General features: G+C 64.2%; 16 protein-coding genes. 13 read left to right on the top strand and 3 right to left on the bottom strand.

Annotation, left to right across the window (positions count from 1 at the left end; genetic code table 11):
* The first annotated feature begins 37 nt into the window (after positions 1-37).
* Both WM94_RS06810 and WM94_RS06805 read left to right on the top strand, forming a co-directional pair.
* Positions 38-1,312, top strand: a complete 1,275-nt coding sequence (locus tag WM94_RS06810; protein WP_061550774.1) for a histidine kinase — start codon at positions 38-40, stop codon at positions 1,310-1,312.
* Positions 1,312-1,950, top strand: coding sequence for a response regulator transcription factor (locus WM94_RS06805; protein WP_003257635.1), 639 nt, complete (start codon positions 1,312-1,314; stop codon positions 1,948-1,950). The genes WM94_RS06810 and WM94_RS06805 overlap by 1 nt, the downstream gene beginning before the upstream one ends.
* Before the next feature lie 180 nt (positions 1,951-2,130).
* On the opposite strand, the gene WM94_RS06800 is transcribed toward WM94_RS06805, so the two are convergent.
* The gene (locus WM94_RS06800) at positions 2,131-2,790 is read right to left on the bottom strand and encodes a pentapeptide repeat-containing protein (RefSeq protein ID WP_061550773.1); all 660 of its coding nucleotides are present in this window, start codon (positions 2,788-2,790) and stop codon (positions 2,131-2,133) included.
* A gap of 188 nt (positions 2,791-2,978) precedes the next feature.
* On the bottom strand, positions 2,979-4,874 hold the full coding sequence (gene exaA, locus WM94_RS06795) for a quinoprotein ethanol dehydrogenase (RefSeq protein ID WP_061550772.1): 1,896 nt from the start codon (positions 4,872-4,874) through the stop codon (positions 2,979-2,981).
* Positions 4,875-5,128: 254 nt separating this feature from the next.
* On the opposite strand from exaA, the gene pedF reads away from it, so the two are divergent.
* From pedF to WM94_RS06750, 10 genes are all read left to right on the top strand, one after another.
* Positions 5,129-5,590 (top strand): cytochrome c-550 PedF, encoded by a 462-nt coding sequence (pedF, locus tag WM94_RS06790; protein ID WP_013972175.1) that lies wholly within the window; start codon positions 5,129-5,131, stop codon positions 5,588-5,590.
* Positions 5,591-5,595: 5 nt separating this feature from the next.
* Complete coding sequence (locus tag WM94_RS06785) at positions 5,596-6,471, top strand: ABC transporter substrate-binding protein (RefSeq protein ID WP_061302428.1); 876 nt, start codon at positions 5,596-5,598, stop codon at positions 6,469-6,471.
* Positions 6,472-6,649: 178 nt separating this feature from the next.
* Positions 6,650-7,417 carry a quinoprotein dehydrogenase-associated SoxYZ-like carrier gene (locus WM94_RS06780; RefSeq protein WP_061550771.1) on the top strand — a complete coding sequence of 256 codons (768 nt, stop codon included), beginning with the start codon at positions 6,650-6,652 and terminating at the stop codon, positions 7,415-7,417.
* Between the two features lie 40 nt (positions 7,418-7,457).
* Entirely contained in the window at positions 7,458-8,396 is a 939-nt protein-coding gene (locus tag WM94_RS06775) for a quinoprotein relay system zinc metallohydrolase 1 (protein WP_013972178.1), read from the top strand.
* A gap of 162 nt (positions 8,397-8,558) precedes the next feature.
* Positions 8,559-10,343, top strand: a complete 1,785-nt coding sequence (gene pedH, locus WM94_RS06770; RefSeq protein ID WP_024086834.1) for a PQQ-dependent alcohol dehydrogenase PedH — start codon at positions 8,559-8,561, stop codon at positions 10,341-10,343.
* 162 nt (positions 10,344-10,505) lie between these two features.
* Positions 10,506-12,026: an aldehyde dehydrogenase family protein gene (locus WM94_RS06765; protein WP_024086835.1), complete on the top strand. Its 1,521-nt coding sequence runs from the start codon at positions 10,506-10,508 to the stop codon at positions 12,024-12,026.
* A 272-nt stretch (positions 12,027-12,298) separates the two neighbouring features.
* Positions 12,299-12,370, top strand: coding sequence for a pyrroloquinoline quinone precursor peptide PqqA (gene pqqA, locus WM94_RS28800; RefSeq protein WP_003253598.1), 72 nt, complete (start codon positions 12,299-12,301; stop codon positions 12,368-12,370).
* Positions 12,371-12,422: 52 nt separating this feature from the next.
* Positions 12,423-12,695, top strand: a complete 273-nt coding sequence (pqqD, locus tag WM94_RS06760) for a pyrroloquinoline quinone biosynthesis peptide chaperone PqqD (protein WP_061302426.1) — start codon at positions 12,423-12,425, stop codon at positions 12,693-12,695.
* An 89-nt stretch (positions 12,696-12,784) separates the two neighbouring features.
* Positions 12,785-13,948, top strand: a complete 1,164-nt coding sequence (ercA, locus tag WM94_RS06755; RefSeq protein ID WP_013972181.1) for an alcohol dehydrogenase-like regulatory protein ErcA — start codon at positions 12,785-12,787, stop codon at positions 13,946-13,948.
* The gene (locus WM94_RS06750) at positions 13,932-15,659 is read left to right on the top strand and encodes a NahK/ErcS family hybrid sensor histidine kinase/response regulator (protein WP_015270056.1); all 1,728 of its coding nucleotides are present in this window, start codon (positions 13,932-13,934) and stop codon (positions 15,657-15,659) included. The genes ercA and WM94_RS06750 overlap by 17 nt, the downstream gene beginning before the upstream one ends.
* A 237-nt stretch (positions 15,660-15,896) precedes the next feature.
* Here WM94_RS06750 and WM94_RS06745 read toward each other — a convergent pair whose 3' ends face one another.
* Positions 15,897-17,549, bottom strand: coding sequence for a SulP family inorganic anion transporter (locus WM94_RS06745; RefSeq protein WP_039613269.1), 1,653 nt, complete (start codon positions 17,547-17,549; stop codon positions 15,897-15,899).
* 234 nt (positions 17,550-17,783) lie between these two features.
* Between WM94_RS06745 and WM94_RS30395 the strand changes: the two genes are divergently transcribed.
* On the top strand, positions 17,784-17,921 hold the full coding sequence (locus tag WM94_RS30395; RefSeq protein WP_023662445.1) for a hypothetical protein: 138 nt from the start codon (positions 17,784-17,786) through the stop codon (positions 17,919-17,921).
* The last annotated feature ends 4 nt before the right edge of the window (positions 17,922-17,925 follow it).

The following is a 17,925-nucleotide window of genomic DNA, read 5'->3' as shown; positions in this document are numbered from 1 at the left end:
TTTACGATGGCCGCAGCAACCCCGAGGAGAACTGCCCATGCGCCTTGTCAACCTTTCGGCCCTGTGGCGGATAAACCTCTGGGTCACTTGTTGCTTCGCGCTGGTGACGCTGGCCTGTGCCGTGGTGCTGTTGCGCCAGGCGGTGGCTGACGTGGAGCGGGAGCTGCAGTCGGCGCAAGCCGTGGTGGCATACCTCGGCGATACTGCCGAGCGCGACCCGCAGAGCCTGCAACCACGGCTGACGCAAAGCCTGCGCCATGTGCGGGTGCACTGGCTGGCGGCTGATGAACCTGCGCGGCTGCCGCAAGCAACCGGCCTGGATGCCTGGCTGGGCCGCCAACTGCTTGGCCAGCGCCATGACAGCAGCCGGCTGCTGGAGCTGGGTGACGGCCGCCGGGTAATGATTGCCGTGGATGCGCGGGATGAAATCGACGAGGTGCGTGACTCCCTGCAGCAGTTGTTGGTCCTGTGCGGCCTGGCGTTGCTGCTGAGCTTGTTGACCATCCGTTGGGCGGTGCGGCGGGGCATGGGCTTGCTGGACGATCTGCTGCAGGCCTTGCGCCAGGTCTCGGGTGGGCAATTGACCGCACGCCTGCGCGAGGCCGGCCTGCCGGAGGCGCGCCAACTGGCGGAGCACTTCAACCGCATGACCGCGTCTCTGGAGCAGGCCCGCTGCGACAATACCCAACTTACCCAGGCCCTGCTGGCGGTGCAGGAGCAGGAACGCACCCAGTTGGCGCAGACCCTGCACGACGACCTCGGGCAATACCTGGCGGGTATTCGGGCCCAGCTCTGCCTGCTGCGCATGGTCGCCGACCAGCCAACCGCGGTGGCGCAGACGACACGCACCCTGGAGCTCGATTGTGAACGCCTGCAGCAAGGTTTCCGCGCCCTGGTACATGACCTGTACCCGCTGGCGTTGCAGCACATGCCGCTGGCCGAAGCCTTCGGCCTGCTGGTGAGCCAATGGCAGGCCAGCCAGGGTATCGATTGCCGCCTGCGGGTAGGCGAGCATTTGCCGGCACTACCCGGGCCGAGTCGCACGCATTTGTATCGTTTGCTGCAGGAGGCGTTGACCAACGTCGCCCGTCACGCCGGCGCAAGCCAGGTGCGGGTGCGCCTGCAACGCAGCGCCAAGGGCTTGCGCCTGCTGGTTCGCGACAACGGTTGCGGTGCCAGCCAGCCCCAGCGCCCCGGGGTAGGCCTGCACTCGATGGCCGAGCGCGCCCGCAGCCTGGGCGGTGAACTGCGCATCCTCAGCCGACCGGGTGCCGGCTGGGCGCTGGCCCTGAACATTCCCATGGAGGTGTGATGAATATCGTGTTGGTCGATGACCACGCCGTGGTCCGCCAGGGCTATGCCAGCCTGCTGCGAGCGGTGCTGCCGAAGGTACAGGTGCGTGAGGCTGCCAGTGGCGAAGAGGCGCTGGCGCGGGTTCAGGAACAGGTGCCCAACCTGGTGATCATGGACTTTGGCCTGCCAGGCATCAGCGGCCTGGAAACCACCCGGCGCCTGCGTCAGCGCCTGCCGCAATTGCGGGTGCTGTTCTTCAGCATGCATGACGAACTGCCGCTGGTGCGCCAGGCGCTGGATGCTGGTGCCTCGGGATACCTGACCAAGAACTCGGCGCCCGAAGTGCTGATCGAGGCGGTGCAGCGGGTGTTGGCCGGGCATGCCTATATCGAACAGCCCTTGGCCACCCAGTTGGCCTGCACGTCACAGCAGAATGCCAGCGACCCGCGCCTGCAGCGCATGACCCAGCGTGAGCTGGAAATTTTCGTGATGCTGGCCAAGGGCACCCCGGTGCGAGGGATTGCCGAGCAGTTGTGCATCAGTGCCAAGACCGTGTCCAACCACCTGACCTTGCTCAAGAGCAAGTTGCAGGTCAGCTCCCATGCCGAGCTGGTGCATCTGGGGATTGATCTGGGGGTGGTGCGGGTGGCGGGGTGAGGTGTTCTGCTATCTGGACTCTGCGCAGAGCCCTGTAGGAGCGGCCTTGTGTCGCGATGGGCCGCAAAGCGGCCCCCAGGGGCTTCAGCGTCAACGCAGCAATCGTCGGGGCTGCTTTGCAGCCCATCGCGACACAAGGCCGCTCCTACAGGGGGGCTGCGCAAGGCGGGAATATCGGGCTCAATTGTCCCAGGTCTCGGGGCACCCCTTGCACCCCTCCATGTTGGCCTCCTGAAAATTCCCGTAATGCTGGCGCGCCCCGCGCAAGTCGGCGCGGGCCAGGTTGCTCTGGCCAAACTTGGCCTCTTGCAGGTTGGCATCGCCAAGGTCGGCCCCTTGCAGGTCAGCCTTGCTCAGCCAGGCCATTTCCAGGTCTGCCGCGCGCAGGTTGGCCTGCTGCATCTTTGCCCCTGACAACCTGGCGAACTGCAGGTAGGCCGCGCTGAGGTCGGCCTTGGCAAATTGCGCACCCTGGGCAAACAGGCCCCAGCCCTGAATGGCCACGAGCCGGCCATGGCTTAGGTCGGCCAGGCGCAGGTTGCTCTGCTGCAGGCTGGCGCGGGTCAGGTTGGCGCCTTGCAGGTTGGCCTTTTCCAGGTTGGCCAGGTCCAGCCGGGCATGGCGCAGGTCGGCATCGCGCAGGTCGGCGCCGGCCAGGTTCATCTTGCGCAGGTCCTGGTTGGCCAGGTTGGCGCCCCGCAGGTAGGCCCCCGGGCACTGGCTGGCTTCGGCAATCACGCAGCCGTTGATGGTCAGGGGGGTATCGTTGCCAGCGTCGTCGGCATTCTCGGCCATGGCAGGGGACAGCACGATCAGCAAGGCAAGTGGCAGGTAGTTCATGGCGATAGGCTCTCAATGTGAAGTCGAGCATTCATCCCGGGCCGCATTGCGGCCCATCACCTGTAGGAGCAGCCTTGTGCTGCGAAGAGGCCAGCAAGGCAACAGATCTGCTTCGGCTGTAATGGCCTCTTCGCAGCACAAGGCTGCTCCTACAAGCAATAGGCTGCACCGCAGGTCACCTCATGCAGTCAACGCTGTGCAGTCTTGTTGTCCCAGCTTGGGATCTTGAACACCCAGAACGAACCGCCCTGGGCCACCGGTTTGGTCAGTTCGGCCATGTCGCCGCCCCACAGCGGTACCGCGCCGCCATAGCCCACGGTCACGCCGATGTACTGCTCGCCGTCCTGTTCCCAGGTGATCGGCGGCGAGACGATGCCGCTGCCGGTCTGGAACTTCCACAACTCCTTGCCCGTCTTGGCGTCGAAGGCCTTGAAGAAGCCGTCGCCGGTGCCGGTGAACACCAGGTTGCCCTTGGTCGCCAGCACGCCGGCCCACAGCGGCAGGTGCTCCTTGTGCTCCCAAACCAGCTTGCCGGTGGTCGGGTCCATGGCGCGCAGGGTGCCGACGTGGTCGTCGTACATGCGCTTGATGCGGAAGCCCATGCCCAGGTAGGCCGAGCCCTTCTTGTAGTTCACTTCCTCGGTCCAGTACTCCTCCTTCCACTGGTTGCCGGGGATGTAGAACAGGCCGGTGTCCTGGCTGTAGGCCATGGGGTTCCAGTTCTTGCCGCCAAGGAAGGGTGGCGAGACCTCCACCGGCTTGCCCTTGGTTTCTCCCAGCAGCGGTTTGGCCGGGCGCTGCCCAGGGTTTTCCACCGGGCGCCCGGTCTTGAGGTCGATGTGGCTGGCCCAGGTGATGTTGTCGACGAAGGGGAAAGCGTTCTGCAGTTTGCCGTTGCTGCGGTCCACCACGTAGAAGAAGCCGTTGCGGTCGGCGTGGCCGGTGGCCTTGACCAGCTTGCCGTCCTTGCCCTTGTAGTCGAACAGCACCAGCTCGTTGTTGCCGGAGAAATCCCAGGCATCGTTGGGCGTGTGCTGGTAGAACCACTTCACTTCACCGGTGCTCGGGTCGACGCCGACCTGCCCTGAGGTATACAGGCTGTCGAAGTCATGCGGGTTACCGTCCTTCGAGGTGCGCGCCCAGGTGTTCCAGGGGCCAGGGTTGCCGGCGCCGACAATGATGGTGTTGGTCTCGGGGTCGAAGCTGGCGCTTTGCCAAGGCGCGCCGCCGCCGTGGCTCCAGGCTTCGACCTTGCCGGTTTCGGTAGTGGGGTCGTCCGGCCAGGACGGCGCCTTGACGTCACCGGTCGGCGTGCTGTCCTTGCCGTTCAGGCGGCCCATGTGGCCCTCGACGAAGGGCCGCATCCACACCTCTTCACCGGTGTCCGGGTCGCGGGCGAACAGTTGGCCGACCACGCCGAATTCATCGCCGGAGCTGCCGTGGATCAGCAGTACCTTGCCGCTGGTCTTGTCCTTGATCAGCACCGGGGCACCGGTCATGGTGTAGCCGGCGGCGTGGTCGCCGAACTTCTTGTTCCACACCACTTTGCCGGTGCGCTTGTCGAGGGCGATGACCCGCGCGTCGAGGGTGCCGAAGTAAATCTTGTCGCCGTAGATCGCCGCGCCACGGTTGACCACATCGCAGCAGGGGCGAATGTTGTCCGGCAGGCGGTGGTTGTAGGTCCACAGCCGCTTGCCGGTTTTCGCATCGAGGGCGAACACCCGCGAATAGGAGCCGGTGACGTAGACCACGCCGTCGCTGACGATGGCCTGGGATTCCTGGCCGCGTTGTTTCTCGTCGCCGAAGGAATAGGACCAGGCCGGAGTCAGCTTGAACACGTTCTGGTCATTGACCTGGGCCAGCGGGCTCCAGCGCTGGGCGTTGGTACCCATGCCGTACTGCAGCACATCCTGGGTGGTCAGGTGGTCGTTGGCGATGTCTTCCCACGTCACGTTCTTGCTGGCAGGTGCCGCAGGGGTGGTGGCTGCCGTGGCCACGCTGCCCAGGGCCAGGCTACCGGCCAGCAGCAAGGCCCGCACGCTCAGGGCCAGAGGGGAAAGGGCGGGTAGCGTTCTTGTTGTCATGGTTGCAGTTCCCAGTGGAGGTTTTGGCCTGCACAGGGTGGGACGGGGCGGGCCTTGCGGGATACGGAAAAAATCCCGCCCTTGCCGGGAATAGTTCCCACGGGGCACCTCATTTGGCCCTTCGCCACAAGCCCTACTACCAAGGGAGTAAGGCGCGGCCACCAAAGCAGCATTCGGCCGCCTGCGGGCTGTTTCTAAGATGGCGACACGGCCTCTGTGGTTGAGGCCTTGCGTGCAATCGTGAGGGCATAAAAATGACAACAAAACGCAACGTCTTGCTGGCTGCCGGGCTGCTTGCCAGTGCAGTGCTGACCGGCACTGCCTGGGCACATGGCAATGTGGTGCCCCAGGCCGTGGAAACCAAGGGCCTGACCCCGATCAAGGACGCTGGCGTAACCCTGGACGGCGATGGCTGGGCAGCGGTCAACCCGTACCGCAGCTCTCCCGAGCACGACAAGGCCGTGGAGATCGGTGCCTCGGCCTACAACCAGAACTGCGCCGCCTGCCATGGCCTGGAGGCCAAGTCGGGGGGCATCGCCCCGGATCTGCGCATGCTCGATGCCGGCGAGGCCGGGGATGAGTGGTTCGTCGAGCGGGTACGCCACGGTGCGGTCCGCGACGGCCGGGTGTACATGCCGAAGATGGCCGACTACCTGAGCCAGGAGGCCCTGTGGGCGGTGCGCACCTACCTGGACAGCGTGCACGTCGAGGAATGACGGCCATGCGTCTGTTGGCGGTGCTGTTCAGTGGCTTGCTGCTGTGCTGCGCGGCGGCGCAGGCGCAGGTGCGCAACTACGATGCGATCATCGCCGCCGGCGAATTGAAGGTGGCTGTGTACAAGGACTTTGCGCCCTACAGTTTCGAGGACCACGGCCAGCCGCGAGGTGTCGACGTGGAGCTGGCGCAGGCCCTGGCCACGGCGTTGGGGGTGCGCTTGCAGCTGATCTGGGCGCCACCCGGGGAAAAGCTCGACGACGATCTGCGCGACTACATCTGGCGCGGCAGCCCGTTGCGCCACCAGCAACTGGCCGACCTGATGATGCGGGTGCCATACGACCATGCCTATGCGCAGCGACGCAACGAGGTAGGCGAGCTGGAAAACGCCCAGGTGGTCATGTTCGGCCCTTATCAGGAGGAGCGCTGGCAGGTCGCCTACGATCGCCGCCGCCTGCCCTCGGTGGCCAGTGTCGCGGTGTTCCAGCAGCACCCGATCGGGGTCGAGGTGGACAGCGTGCCGTCGTTCTACCTGACTTCTGTGTTCAACGGCATGCTCAGTGCCAAGACCCATCATTACCCCAATGTGCAGCAAGCTTTCGGCGCCATGCAGGCCGGCCAGGTGGACGCGGTAATGGCGATGCGCGGCGAAGTTGACTGGCAACTGCATCAAGCCGCCGACCCTCAGCTGGCCCTGGCGGAAAACGCCTACCCGAACCTTGGCAAGCAGGCCTGGGAGATCGGCATGGCGGTGCATGAAAGCAACCGGCAGTTGGCCTATGCGGTGGAGGAAGCGCTTGAGACGCTGATTCGTGATGGGCGGATGAAGGCGATTTATGCCAGTTATGGCCTGCGTTACCAGGTGCCGGAAATGTATCAGTAACAAGCTTTGCAGGCTTGTGAGTTTGTAAAAGCAACACATCCCCCTGTGGGAGCGGGTTCACCCGCGAAGAATGCGACGCGGTATATGGCACCGGCTTCGCCGGTGTTCGCGGGTGAACCCGCTCCCACAAGGACCGTGCACTGTCAGCCAGGTTTGCGTTGATCAAAAGGAGTGGGCGATGAACTGGCGAGCGACTTTCCTGCTGGCCTGCTGGATGCCCTGGGCCGCACAGGCCCAGGCCAGCGAGCCGAGTAACCACAAGGACCCGGTGCCGTCGGTGATGTGGGACTTCTACCACAAGCAGCTGCTGGGCCAGGCCGCGTTCGTGTTTGATGACCGGGTCAAGCTGCTGGCGCCGCCGTTTGCCGAGGACGCACGCCAGGTGCCGCTGGAGATCGACGCCCGGGCCTTCAGCGGCGAGGTGGTGCGGATTCTCGCCTGGGCCGAACTCAACCCGCTGCCGCGCATTGTCGACTTCCAGCCCGGCGAGCGCGTGCTGCCCTGGTTGTCGATCCGCATCCGCATCGAGCAGGCCACACCGCTGCGCGCTGCGGTGCTGACGCGCGACGGCCTGTGGCATGTCGGCTCGGCCCTGATCGATGCCGCTGGCGGCGGTTGTACCGCGCCCAGTGTGGTACGCACTCAGCCCGGCTGGGAGGAACACCTCGGTGAAGTCCTGGGCGGGCGCTACCCGCGCGCCGACAGCAGCCGCTTGCGCCTGCAGGTGGCCCACCCGATGGACAACGGTCTGGTCAGCGGCATTCCCGAATTCTTCCTCAACCATGCCGAGCTGCAAGGCGCGGACGGCCAGCGCCTGGCCAGCCTGGAGCTGTACCCGGCGGTCAGCGAAAACCCCAACCTGGGCTTCGACATCCAGGGCCCCGGGCCGACCCGGTTGGTGTTGCAGGACAACAGCGGCAACCAGTTCGAGGCGGCAGTGCCCTGAACGCGTTGCCCGACTCCATCCCTGACCAGAGGCGCCCCTCATGCGTTGCATTCTGCTGTTGCTACTGTGCCTGGGCCTGCCGGCCTGGGCAGACCTGGACTATCGGCTCAAGCCCCGGCAGATCGCCGAGGGCACCTGGCTGCTGGAGGGCAGCACCGACAATTTCGCCAAGGACAACGGCGGCAATATCGTCAACACCGCGTTCATCGTCACCGACAGCGGGGTGGTGGTGATCGACAGCGGGCCGTCGAAACGCTACGGCGAAGCCTTGCGCCAGGCCATTGCCGCCACCACCGACAAGCCGGTGGTCGAAGTGCTGCTGACCCATCATCACCCCGACCATGTGCTGGGCAACCAGGCCTTTGCCGATGTGCCCATCGGCGCCCTGGCCGGTACCGGCGAGCTGTTGCGCCAGCAGGGGGAGGCCATGGCCGAGAACATGTACCGCCTGGTTGGCGACTGGATGCGCGGTACCGAGGTGGTGCTGCCGACCCGCGTGCTGGAGCCAGGTATTCACGAGGTGGGTGGGCACCGCCTGCGGCTGCTGGCGCTGGGCGGGCACACCGGTGCCGACCTGGCGATTCTGGATGAAAGCACCGGTGTGCTGTTCGCCGGCGACCTGGTGTTCTACGAGCGCGCATTGACCACGCCCAACAGCCCGGGGCTGGAGGTGTGGCTGAAGGACCTGGACACCTTGCAAGCGCTGCCCTGGAAGCAACTGGTGCCTGGTCATGGCCCGCTGGCCAGCGATGCCCGGCCGTTTGCCCAGATGCGTGATTACCTGGGCTGGCTGGACGGGCTGATGCGCGACGGCGCGGCGCGTGGCGATGACATGGCCGAGATGATCCGCAGCCCCATACCCGAACGGTTTGCTGCTATCAGCCTGACCCGTTACGAGCTGATCCGCAGTGTCAGCCACCTGTACCCCCGTTACGAACGCCAGCAGCTGCGGCGTGTCGACGCCAAGCCCCCTATCTGAGGGTGTAACACAGCCCCCTGTGGGACCGCGCAAGTTCACTGCTACCAAGGAACTAGAAAACTCAGCACTGCGGGCAATTGTTGGCAAGCAGGTCGGGACCAAGAATTCCCGACACACCGGGAAGTTTTCCCGGATACAACAAAAAAACCAAAGGTAGCCGTCATGACCCGATCCACACGTCGTCCCGTGTTCGCCTTGAGCCTGGTGCTCAGCGCCATGCTGCTTGCCGGTGCAGCCCACGCCGCTGTCAGCAATGAAGAAATTCTCCAGGACCCGAAGAACCCGCAGCAGATCGTGACCAATGGCCTGGGCGTGCAGGGCCAGCGCTACAGCCCGCTGAACCTGCTCAATACCGATAACGTCAAGGACCTGCGGCCGGTCTGGGCGTTTTCCTTCGGTGGTGAGAAGCAGCGCGGCCAGCAGGCCCAGCCGCTGGTCAAGGACGGGGTGATGTACCTGACCGGCTCCTACTCACGGGTGTTCGCCGTGGACGCCCGTACCGGCAAGAAACTGTGGCAATACGATGCGCGCCTGCCCGATGACATCCGCCCGTGCTGCGACGTGATCAACCGCGGCGTGGCGCTGTACGGCAATCTGGTGTTCTTCGGCACCCTCGATGCCAAGCTGGTGGCGCTGAACAAGGACACCGGCAAGGTGGTATGGAGCAAGAAGGTGGCCGACCACAAGGAAGGCTACTCCATCAGCGCCGCGCCGATGATCGTCAATGGCAAGCTGATCACCGGCGTCGCCGGCGGCGAGTTTGGCGTGGTGGGCAAGATCCAGGCCTACAACCCGGAAAACGGCGAGCTGCTGTGGATGCGCCCGACCGTGGAAGGGCACATGGGCTACGTGTACAAGGACGGCAAGGCGATCGAGAACGGCATTTCCGGCGGCGAGGCAGGCAAGACCTGGCCCGGCGACCTGTGGAAGACCGGCGGTGCGGCACCTTGGCTGGGCGGTTACTACGACCCGGAAACCAACCTGATCCTGTTCGGCACCGGCAACCCGGCGCCGTGGAACTCGCACCTGCGCCCGGGCGACAACCTGTATTCCTCGTCGCGCCTGGCCCTGAACCCCGACGATGGCACCATCAAGTGGCACTTCCAGAGCACGCCGCATGACGGCTGGGACTTCGACGGCGTCAACGAGCTGATCTCGTTCAACTACAAGGACGGCGGCAAGGAGGTCAAGGCCGCCGCTACCGCTGACCGCAACGGCTTCTTCTACGTGCTGGACCGCACCAACGGCAAGTTCATCCGCGGCTTCCCCTTCGTCGACAAGATCACCTGGGCCACCGGCCTGGACAAGGACGGCCGGCCAATCTACAACGAGGCCAGCCGACCGGGGGCGCCGGGTAGCGAGGCCAAGGGCAGCTCGGTGTTCGTCGCCCCGGCGTTCCTCGGGGCCAAGAACTGGATGCCGATGGCCTACAACAAGGACACCGGGCTGTTCTATGTGCCGTCCAACGAGTGGGGCATGGACATCTGGAACGAAGGCATCGCCTACAAGAAAGGCGCGGCGTTCCTCGGTGCCGGCTTCACCATCAAGCCGCTCAACGAAGACTACATTGGCGTGTTGCGCGCCATCGACCCGGTCAGCGGCAAGGAAGTGTGGCGCCACAAGAACTATGCGCCACTGTGGGGCGGGGTGCTGACCACCAAGGGCAACCTGGTGTTCACCGGCACGCCGGAAGGCTTCCTGCAGGCGTTCAACGCCAAGACTGGCGACAAGGTCTGGGAGTTCCAGACCGGTTCCGGCGTGCTCGGTTCGCCAGTGACCTGGGAAATGGACGGCGAGCAGTACGTTTCGGTGGTTTCCGGCTGGGGCGGCGCGGTGCCGCTGTGGGGCGGTGAAGTGGCCAAGCGGGTCAAGGACTTCAACCAGGGCGGCATGCTCTGGACCTTCAAGCTGCCCAAGCAACTGCAAACGGCAAGCGCCAGTCGCTAAGCCTGCAACCTGCCGCTTGCTGCCAGGGACCCTGTGGCAAGCGGCCCTACTACCAAATGACGAGAGCCCCGCTGCCAACGATGCATTCGCCCGGCAGGCGGGGCTTTTTACCATCGGCTCATCGCCTGTCGCCGGACAGGCATCGACCCACAGAGGCTCAGCATGATCTACGCACAACCCGGAACCCCAGGCGCCGTCGTGTCTTTCAAACCACGCTACGGCAACTTCATCAACGGTGAATTCGTGCCGCCGCTGGGCGGCCAGTACTTCACCAATAGCTCGCCGGTCAATGGCCAGCCGATTGCCGAGTTCCCGCGCTCCGGCGCCCAGGACATCGAGCAGGCCCTGGACGCTGCGCATGCCGCTGCCGAGGCCTGGGGCAAGACCTCGGTGCAGGACCGCGCCCTGGTACTGCTGAAGATCGCCGACCGCATCGAACAGAATCTCGAAGTACTGGCCGTTACCGAGAGCTGGGACAACGGCAAGGCCGTGCGCGAAACCCTCAACGCCGACGTGCCGCTGGCGGCGGACCACTTCCGCTACTTCGCCGGCTGCATCCGTGCCCAGGAAGGCGGCGCCGCCGAGATCAACGAAGGCACCGTGGCCTACCATATCCACGAGCCGCTGGGTGTGGTCGGGCAAATCATCCCGTGGAACTTCCCGCTGCTGATGGCCGCCTGGAAACTCGCCCCGGCCCTGGCCGCCGGCAACTGCGTGGTGCTCAAGCCGGCGGAGCAGACGCCGTTGTCGATCACCATTTTCGCCGAGCTGATCGCCGACCTGCTGCCAGCAGGCGTGCTGAACATCGTCCAGGGCTTTGGCCGCGAAGCCGGTGAGGCCCTGGCCACCAGCAAGCGCATCGCCAAGATCGCCTTCACCGGTTCCACCCCGGTGGGCTCGCACATCATGAAGTGCGCGGCCGAGAACATCATCCCGTCCACCGTCGAACTGGGCGGCAAGTCGCCGAACATCTTCTTCGAAGACATCATGCAGGCCGAGCCCGCGTTCATCGAAAAGGCAGCCGAAGGCCTGGTGCTGGCGTTCTTCAACCAGGGTGAAGTGTGCACCTGCCCGTCGCGGGCGCTGATCCAGGAATCGATCTACGAGCCGTTCATGGCCGAGGTGATGAAGAAGATCGCCAAGATCACCCGTGGCAACCCGCTGGACACCGCGACCATGGTCGGCGCCCAGGCCTCGGAGCAGCAATACGACAAGATTCTTTCCTACTTGCAGATTGCCCGGGAGGAGGGCGCGCAGCTGCTCACCGGTGGCGCTGCCGAGCGGCTCGACGGCGACCTGGCCAGCGGTTACTACATCCAGCCGACCCTGCTCAAGGGCAACAACAAGATGCGCGTGTTCCAGGAGGAGATCTTCGGCCCGGTGGTGGGCGTGACCACCTTCAAGGACGAAGCCGAAGCCCTGGCGATCGCCAACGACAGCGAGTTTGGCCTGGGCGCGGGGCTGTGGACCCGTGACATCAACCGTGCCTACCGCATGGGCCGCGGGATCAAGGCCGGGCGCGTGTGGACCAACTGCTACCACCTGTACCCGGCGCATGCCGCGTTCGGTGGCTATAAGAAGTCCGGGGTGGGCCGCGAGACGCACAAGATGATGCTCGATCACTACCAGCAGACCAAGAACCTGCTGGTGAGCTACGACATCAACCCGCTGGGCTTCTTCTAAAGCCTGAGCTGGCCTCGGGGGCTGCCTTGCAGCCCATCGCAGGCAAGCCAGCTCCTACAGGGACCGCGCAGGCCATGGATCTTGTGCAGTCCCTGTGGGAGCGGGCGAGCCCGCGAAGAGGCCGGCAATGCCATGCACAAATCCACAGCTGCTCCGTGTTACCCCTACCAACGCACCCTGCAAACCTGTCCCAAAGTAGCATTCGGCCCCGTCGCCCCTCGTGCATTAATGCCTATACCGGAATCGCCCGGCACCAAGAAGAGGAATGCCCCATGTGGACTAAACCCGCCTTTACCGACCTGCGCATCGGCTTCGAAGTGACGATGTACTTCGCCAATCGTTGATGCCTGTCCGGCCATCAGCGCGATGGCCGGTTCTTCATTGAGCATGCCCGTTGTGAACCTGATCGATCGCGAACAAGCCCTGGCCTTGCGCAAGGGCTTCCGCCTGCGCTGGGAGCCGCGCCAGGCCTGCCATGTGCTGCTGTACCCGGAGGGCACCATCGAACTCAATGCCAGTGCCGGCTGGGTGCTCGAGTTGCTGGACGGCCGGCGCAGCGTGGCGGCGGTTATCGACCGCCTTGCACAGCGCTTCCCCGGGGTGCCGGGGCTGGACGAGGACATCCTGGCGTTCCTGGAGGTGGCCCGTGCCAAGTACTGGATCGAATGAGCCGTGGCCAGGCTTTGGTCTGGTTGCTTTCGCTGCGGGATGCTTTACGCTGGCGGTTACCTTCCAGAACAATAAGAACAGGCTTCCCGATGAGCCAGAGTTTCAGCCCGCTTCGCAAGTTCGTTTCGCCCGAGATCATCTTTGGTGCCGGCTGCCGGCATAATGTCGCCAATTACGCCAAGACCTTCGGTGCGCGCAAGGTGCTGGTGGTCAGCGACCCCGGTGTGATTGCCGCCGGTTGGGTGGCGGACGTGGAGGCCAGCCTGCAGGCCCAGGGCATCGACTACTGCCTGTACAGCGCCGTATCGCCCAACCCGCGTGTGGAAGAGGTGATGCTTGGCGCCGAGATCTACCGGCAAAACCACTGTGATGTGATCGTCGCGGTCGGCGGCGGCAGCCCGATGGATTGCGGCAAGGCCATCGGCATCGTGGTCGCCCACGGGCGCAGCATCCTCGAATTCGAAGGCGTTGACATGATCCGCGTGCCCAGCCCGCCGCTGATCCTGATCCCGACCACGGCCGGCACCTCGGCGGACGTGTCGCAGTTCGTGATCATTTCCAACCAGCAGGAGCGCATGAAGTTCTCCATTGTCAGCAAGGCGGTGGTGCCGGACGTGTCGCTGATCGACCCGCAGACCACCCTGAGCATGGACCCGTTCCTGTCGGCCTGTACCGGTATCGATGCGCTGGTGCATGCCATCGAAGCCTTCGTTTCCACCGGCCACGGCCCGCTGACCGACCCCCATGCGCTGGAGGCCATGCGCCTGATCAACGGCAACCTGGTGGAAATGATCGCCAACCCCACCGATATTGCCCTGCGCGAGAAGATCATGCTGGGCAGCATGCAGGCGGGGCTGGCGTTTTCCAATGCGATCCTGGGTGCGGTCCACGCCATGTCGCACAGCCTGGGCGGGTTCCTCGACCTGCCGCATGGCCTGTGCAATGCGGTGCTGGTGGAGCACGTGGTGGCGTTCAACTACAGCTCGGCACCGGAGCGTTTCAAGGTGATTGCCGAAGTGCTGGGTATCGACTGCCGCGGCCTCAACCACCGGCAGATCTGCGCACGCCTGGTGGAGCACCTGATCGCGCTCAAGCGTGCCATCGGCTTCCATGAAACCCTGGGCCTGCATGGGGTGCGCACGGCCGATATCCCGTTCCTGTCGCAACATGCGATGGATGACCCGTGCATCCTCACCAACCCGCGTGCGTCGAGCCAGCGTGATGTCGAGGTGGTCTATGGCGAGGCCCTCTGACGAGCAGCAACGGGCGCTGGCCGGGCTGCTGGGGCTGGGCGACCACTCGGCGCGCAAGAGCCATTACCCGGAGCTGGCGGCGCGCCTGGACGAACTGGAGGCTGAGCGCAACCGCTACAAATGGTTGTTCGAAAACGCCGTGCACGGGATTTTCCAGGCCAGCCTGCAAGACGGCATGCGTGCCGCCAACCCGGCGTTGGCACGCATGCTCGGTTACGACAACCCGCAAGCGTTGCTGTTTCCGCTGACGGACCTTGCCGCCAACCTGTTTGTCGGCGGGGCTGAAGAACTGCACGCCATCACCGCGACCCTCGCCCGTGAACGCAGCCTGCACGGTTATGAAACCCGCTTGCGGCGCAAGGACGGCAGCCACCTCGATGTGCTGATGAACCTGTTGCTCAAGCCCGGGCAGGAAGGGCTGGTGGAAGGGTTTGTCGCCGACATCACCGAACGCAAGCTGGCCCAGCAGCGCCTGCAGCAACTGAATGACGAACTCGAGCAACGGGTGGCCGCCCGCACCGATGAACTGCTGGAGGCCAACCGCAACCTGCAACAGCAGATCGCCGAGCGCAAACAGATCGCCCGCGCCCTGCGCGATGCCCGCGACGCCGCGGAAACCGCCAACCGCAGCAAGGACAAGTACCTCGCTGCCGCCAGCCATGACCTGCTGCAACCGCTGAATGCCGCGCGGCTGCTGATCTCGACGTTGCGCGAAAGACCGCTGCCAGAAGCGGAAAAAGTGCTGGTGGAGCGTACCCATCAGGCGCTGGAGGGCGCTGAAGACCTGCTGACCGACCTGCTGGACATTTCCCGGCTCGACCAGGCGGCGGTCAAGCCGGACGTGGCGCTGTACCGCCTCGACGAACTGTTCGGGCCACTGGTCTCGGAGTTCCGCACGGTGGCCGATGCGGCAGGCCTGAAGTTGCGTGCGCGCATTGCCGACTACGCCATCAGCACCGACCTGCGGCTGATGACGCGTATCCTGCGCAACTTTCTCAGCAACGCCTGCCGTTATACCGACGAGGGCAGGATCCTGCTGGGCGCCAGGCGCCGCGGCGATCACTTGCGCCTGGAGGTGTGGGATACCGGGCGGGGCATCGCGGCCGATCGGCTGCAAGCCATTTTCCTCGAGTTCAACCAACTGGACGTAGGCCGTGCCGCCGATCGCAAGGGTGTGGGGCTGGGGCTGGCCATCGTCGAGCGGATCGCCAAGATTCTCGGCTATCGCGTCGAGGTGCGTTCATGGCCGGGGCGTGGCTCGATGTTCAGCATCGACGTGCCGATCGGCGAAGCCATGCCGCTGCCGATCCACCAGGCCGCGCCGCAGCCTGGCGCCGGCAACCCGTTGCCGGGCCGCCGCCTGCTGGTACTGGACAACGAAGTGAGCATCCTCGAGAGCATGGGCGCGCTGCTCGGGCAGTGGGGCTGCGAAGTGGTCACCGCGACCGACCAGGCCGGGGCCTTGCTGGCCTTGCAGGGGCGGGCACCGGAATTGATCCTGGCGGACTTTCACCTGGACCACGGTGTTGTCGGCTGCGAGGTGGTCAGGCACTTGCGTGAACATTTCGGCGCCGCCATTCCTGCGGTGATCATCACTGCCGACCGCAGCGATCAGTGCCGACGCTCCTTGAACAAGCTCGGTGCGCCGCTGCTGAACAAGCCCGTCAAACCGGGGAAGTTGCGTGCGGTGTTGAGCCAGTTGCTGGGCTGAAGTCTCAACCCCATGGCCTTGCGCGTACCTCTGTAGGAGCAGCCTTGTGCTGCGAAGAGGCCCGTACTGATTATGCATATCTGTTGCTTGTACCGGCCTCTTCGCAGCACAAGGCTGCTCCTACAGGGGGGGGGCGCGCAGTGCCAGGTGGCTGTTCCTGAAATGGGACTCTGTATGGCCTTTCAATACAAGCGACTGGACAAGAATAACGCCGCTTTACTGCTGGTGGATCACAAATCAGTTGTGTGCCGCCGGTGCCTTTGCCTCCAGCAGGGCGGTACCGAGCGTTTGGTGATAGTGCCCGGGGCCAAGCAGGCGCAAGATTCCGGCCTTTTCGAGCTTGCCAAGCACCTTGCCGTTGGCTTCGCACAGTTTCACAACGATCTGGCGTTCATGCAGTTGCTGGATCACTTCCTCCAGGGTCTGCAGCCCGGTGATATCCATGAAGGGCACCCGCTTCAGGCAAATTACCAGCAGTTCAGGGTCGGTATGCGTTTGTGACAGAGCGCGCTCGAAGGTTTCAGCGGCGCCAAAGAACAGCGGGCCTTCGATGGTGTACACCAGCACGCCGGGGGGCAGCGATTTCTGGCCGTTGCTGTGCAGTTGATTGGCCAGTTCCTCTTCGACCACCTGCTGGACTTCAACGGACGATGCCATGCGGCGCATGAACTGAAGCATGGCGAGGATGACGCCGATATTCACGGCGATCACCAGGTCGCTGAACACCGTCAAGGTGAAGGTGACGAGCAGGATGGCGATGTCGGCTCTCGGTGCGCGCTGCAGCATGCGCTTGAAATGCTTCAGCTCGCTCATGTTGTAGGCGACGACGAACAGGATCGCTGCCAGTGCGCAGAGTGGAATGTTCGACGCCAGTGGCGCCAGGAACAGGATGATCAGTACCAGTGTCAGCGCATGGATGATGCCGGCCAACGGCCCGGTAGCACCATTGCGGATGTTGGTTGCTGTCCGGGCAATGGCACCTGTGGCGGCAAAGCCACCGAACAGCGGCACTACCAGGTTGGCGATCCCTTGGCCGATCAGTTCCTGGTTCGAGTCGTGCCTGGTCCCTGCCATGCCGTCGGCGACGACAGCCGAGAGCAATGATTCGATGGCCCCCAGCATGGCGATCGCAAACGCTGGCCCGATCAGTTCGATCACCCGCGCCAGGGAGACTTCGGGCCAGGTCAGTGACGGCAAACCTTGTGGGATCGCCCCGAAGGCGGTGCCGATGGTAGCCACACCGTCAAAATGAAACAGGGATTGGACCAGCGTCGCGAACACCATGGCTACCAGTGGCCCGGGCAGGCGTTTCAGCACGGGCAGCCTTGGGGCCAGGATCAGCAAAGCAAGGCTGCATGTCGCGAGCAGCGTCGTGGCAATGTGGAGGTCCGGCAGGGCTAGCAACAGATGCCACAGTTTTTCGTGGAAGTGCCCACCTTCGATTTCGGGCAGGCCGAAGAAGTCACGCCATTGCCCAACCCAGATGATGATGCCGATGCCGGCGGTGAAACCTACGATCACCGGGTCGGGAATGAACTTGATGACTGCACCCAGGCGGGTAATGCCAAGCACCAGCAGTATGGCGCCAGCCATCATCGTGGCTAGTTGAAGGCCTTCCACTCCGTACTTCGCCGTCACCCCTGCGAGGATCACGATGAAGGCCCCGGTCGGTCCGGCGATCTGCAATCGACTGCCGCCCAGCAAGGAAACCAGCAGCCCGCCTATGATCGCCGTGTAGATGCCTTGCTCCGGCTTGACCCCGGAAGCGATTGCGAAGGCCATGGCGAGGGGCAGCGCAACAACCCCGACGATGAGGCCGGAGACAAGGTTGCGCATCCAGTGTTCACGCTTGAACAGGCCGGCGTTCCAGGCTTCGCGAACCGCGATCATTGCAGGCTCCTTGATAAGGTGCATGCACATAGTATTTAGCATGCCATGGGCCTGTTGTGCCTCTGAACGAACTGATCGAGCTGAACGAGGCGGAGCAGGGCAGGCGCGGCATCTGCACCCTCAAGCGTTCATATTCGTGAACAGTGCACAATATTGATTTGTTCGCGGCGCTATTTCTCTTGCACCCGCAATTCCCAAGAATTCGCCTCACTTTCAAATACCGAGGCTTTCCCCATGACCGCCATCAAGCACGCCCTGCTCGCGTTCGCCACCCTGGTCACCCTGTCGTCCACCCTGGCTGTTCACGCCGAGGAGTCGTCGGCATTCGTCGAGCGCAACCATTCCCTCAACGCCCACGCCTTCAGGAAATGACGCC

This window comes from Pseudomonas sp. ABFPK, assembly GCF_001586765.1.
GTDB classification, from domain to species: Bacteria; Pseudomonadota; Gammaproteobacteria; order Pseudomonadales; family Pseudomonadaceae; genus Aquipseudomonas; species Aquipseudomonas asiatica.
The sequence above is the reverse complement of the archived record's forward strand: the minus strand, read 5'-3'. Positions and strand labels throughout refer to the sequence as shown.

Bases quoted from the DNA above. Each gene is read 5' to 3' on its own strand.
- WM94_RS06810 (WP_061550774.1), top strand. From the start codon at position 38: ATGCGCCTTGTCAACCTTTCGGCCCTGTGGCGGATAAACCTCTGGGTC.
- WM94_RS06805 (WP_003257635.1), top strand. From the start codon at position 1,312: ATGAATATCGTGTTGGTCGATGACCACGCCGTGGTCCGCCAGGGCTAT.
- WM94_RS06800 (WP_061550773.1), bottom strand. From the start codon at position 2,790: ATGAACTACCTGCCACTTGCCTTGCTGATCGTGCTGTCCCCTGCCATG.
- exaA (WP_061550772.1), bottom strand. From the start codon at position 4,874: ATGACAACAAGAACGCTACCCGCCCTTTCCCCTCTGGCCCTGAGCGTG.
- pedF (WP_013972175.1), top strand. From the start codon at position 5,129: ATGACAACAAAACGCAACGTCTTGCTGGCTGCCGGGCTGCTTGCCAGT.
- WM94_RS06785 (WP_061302428.1), top strand. From the start codon at position 5,596: ATGCGTCTGTTGGCGGTGCTGTTCAGTGGCTTGCTGCTGTGCTGCGCG.
- WM94_RS06780 (WP_061550771.1), top strand. From the start codon at position 6,650: ATGAACTGGCGAGCGACTTTCCTGCTGGCCTGCTGGATGCCCTGGGCC.
- WM94_RS06775 (WP_013972178.1), top strand. From the start codon at position 7,458: ATGCGTTGCATTCTGCTGTTGCTACTGTGCCTGGGCCTGCCGGCCTGG.
- pedH (WP_024086834.1), top strand. From the start codon at position 8,559: ATGACCCGATCCACACGTCGTCCCGTGTTCGCCTTGAGCCTGGTGCTC.
- WM94_RS06765 (WP_024086835.1), top strand. From the start codon at position 10,506: ATGATCTACGCACAACCCGGAACCCCAGGCGCCGTCGTGTCTTTCAAA.
- ercA (WP_013972181.1), top strand. From the start codon at position 12,785: ATGAGCCAGAGTTTCAGCCCGCTTCGCAAGTTCGTTTCGCCCGAGATC.
- WM94_RS06750 (WP_015270056.1), top strand. From the start codon at position 13,932: ATGGCGAGGCCCTCTGACGAGCAGCAACGGGCGCTGGCCGGGCTGCTG.
- WM94_RS06745 (WP_039613269.1), bottom strand. From the start codon at position 17,549: ATGATCGCGGTTCGCGAAGCCTGGAACGCCGGCCTGTTCAAGCGTGAA.
- WM94_RS30395 (WP_023662445.1), top strand. From the start codon at position 17,784: ATGACCGCCATCAAGCACGCCCTGCTCGCGTTCGCCACCCTGGTCACC.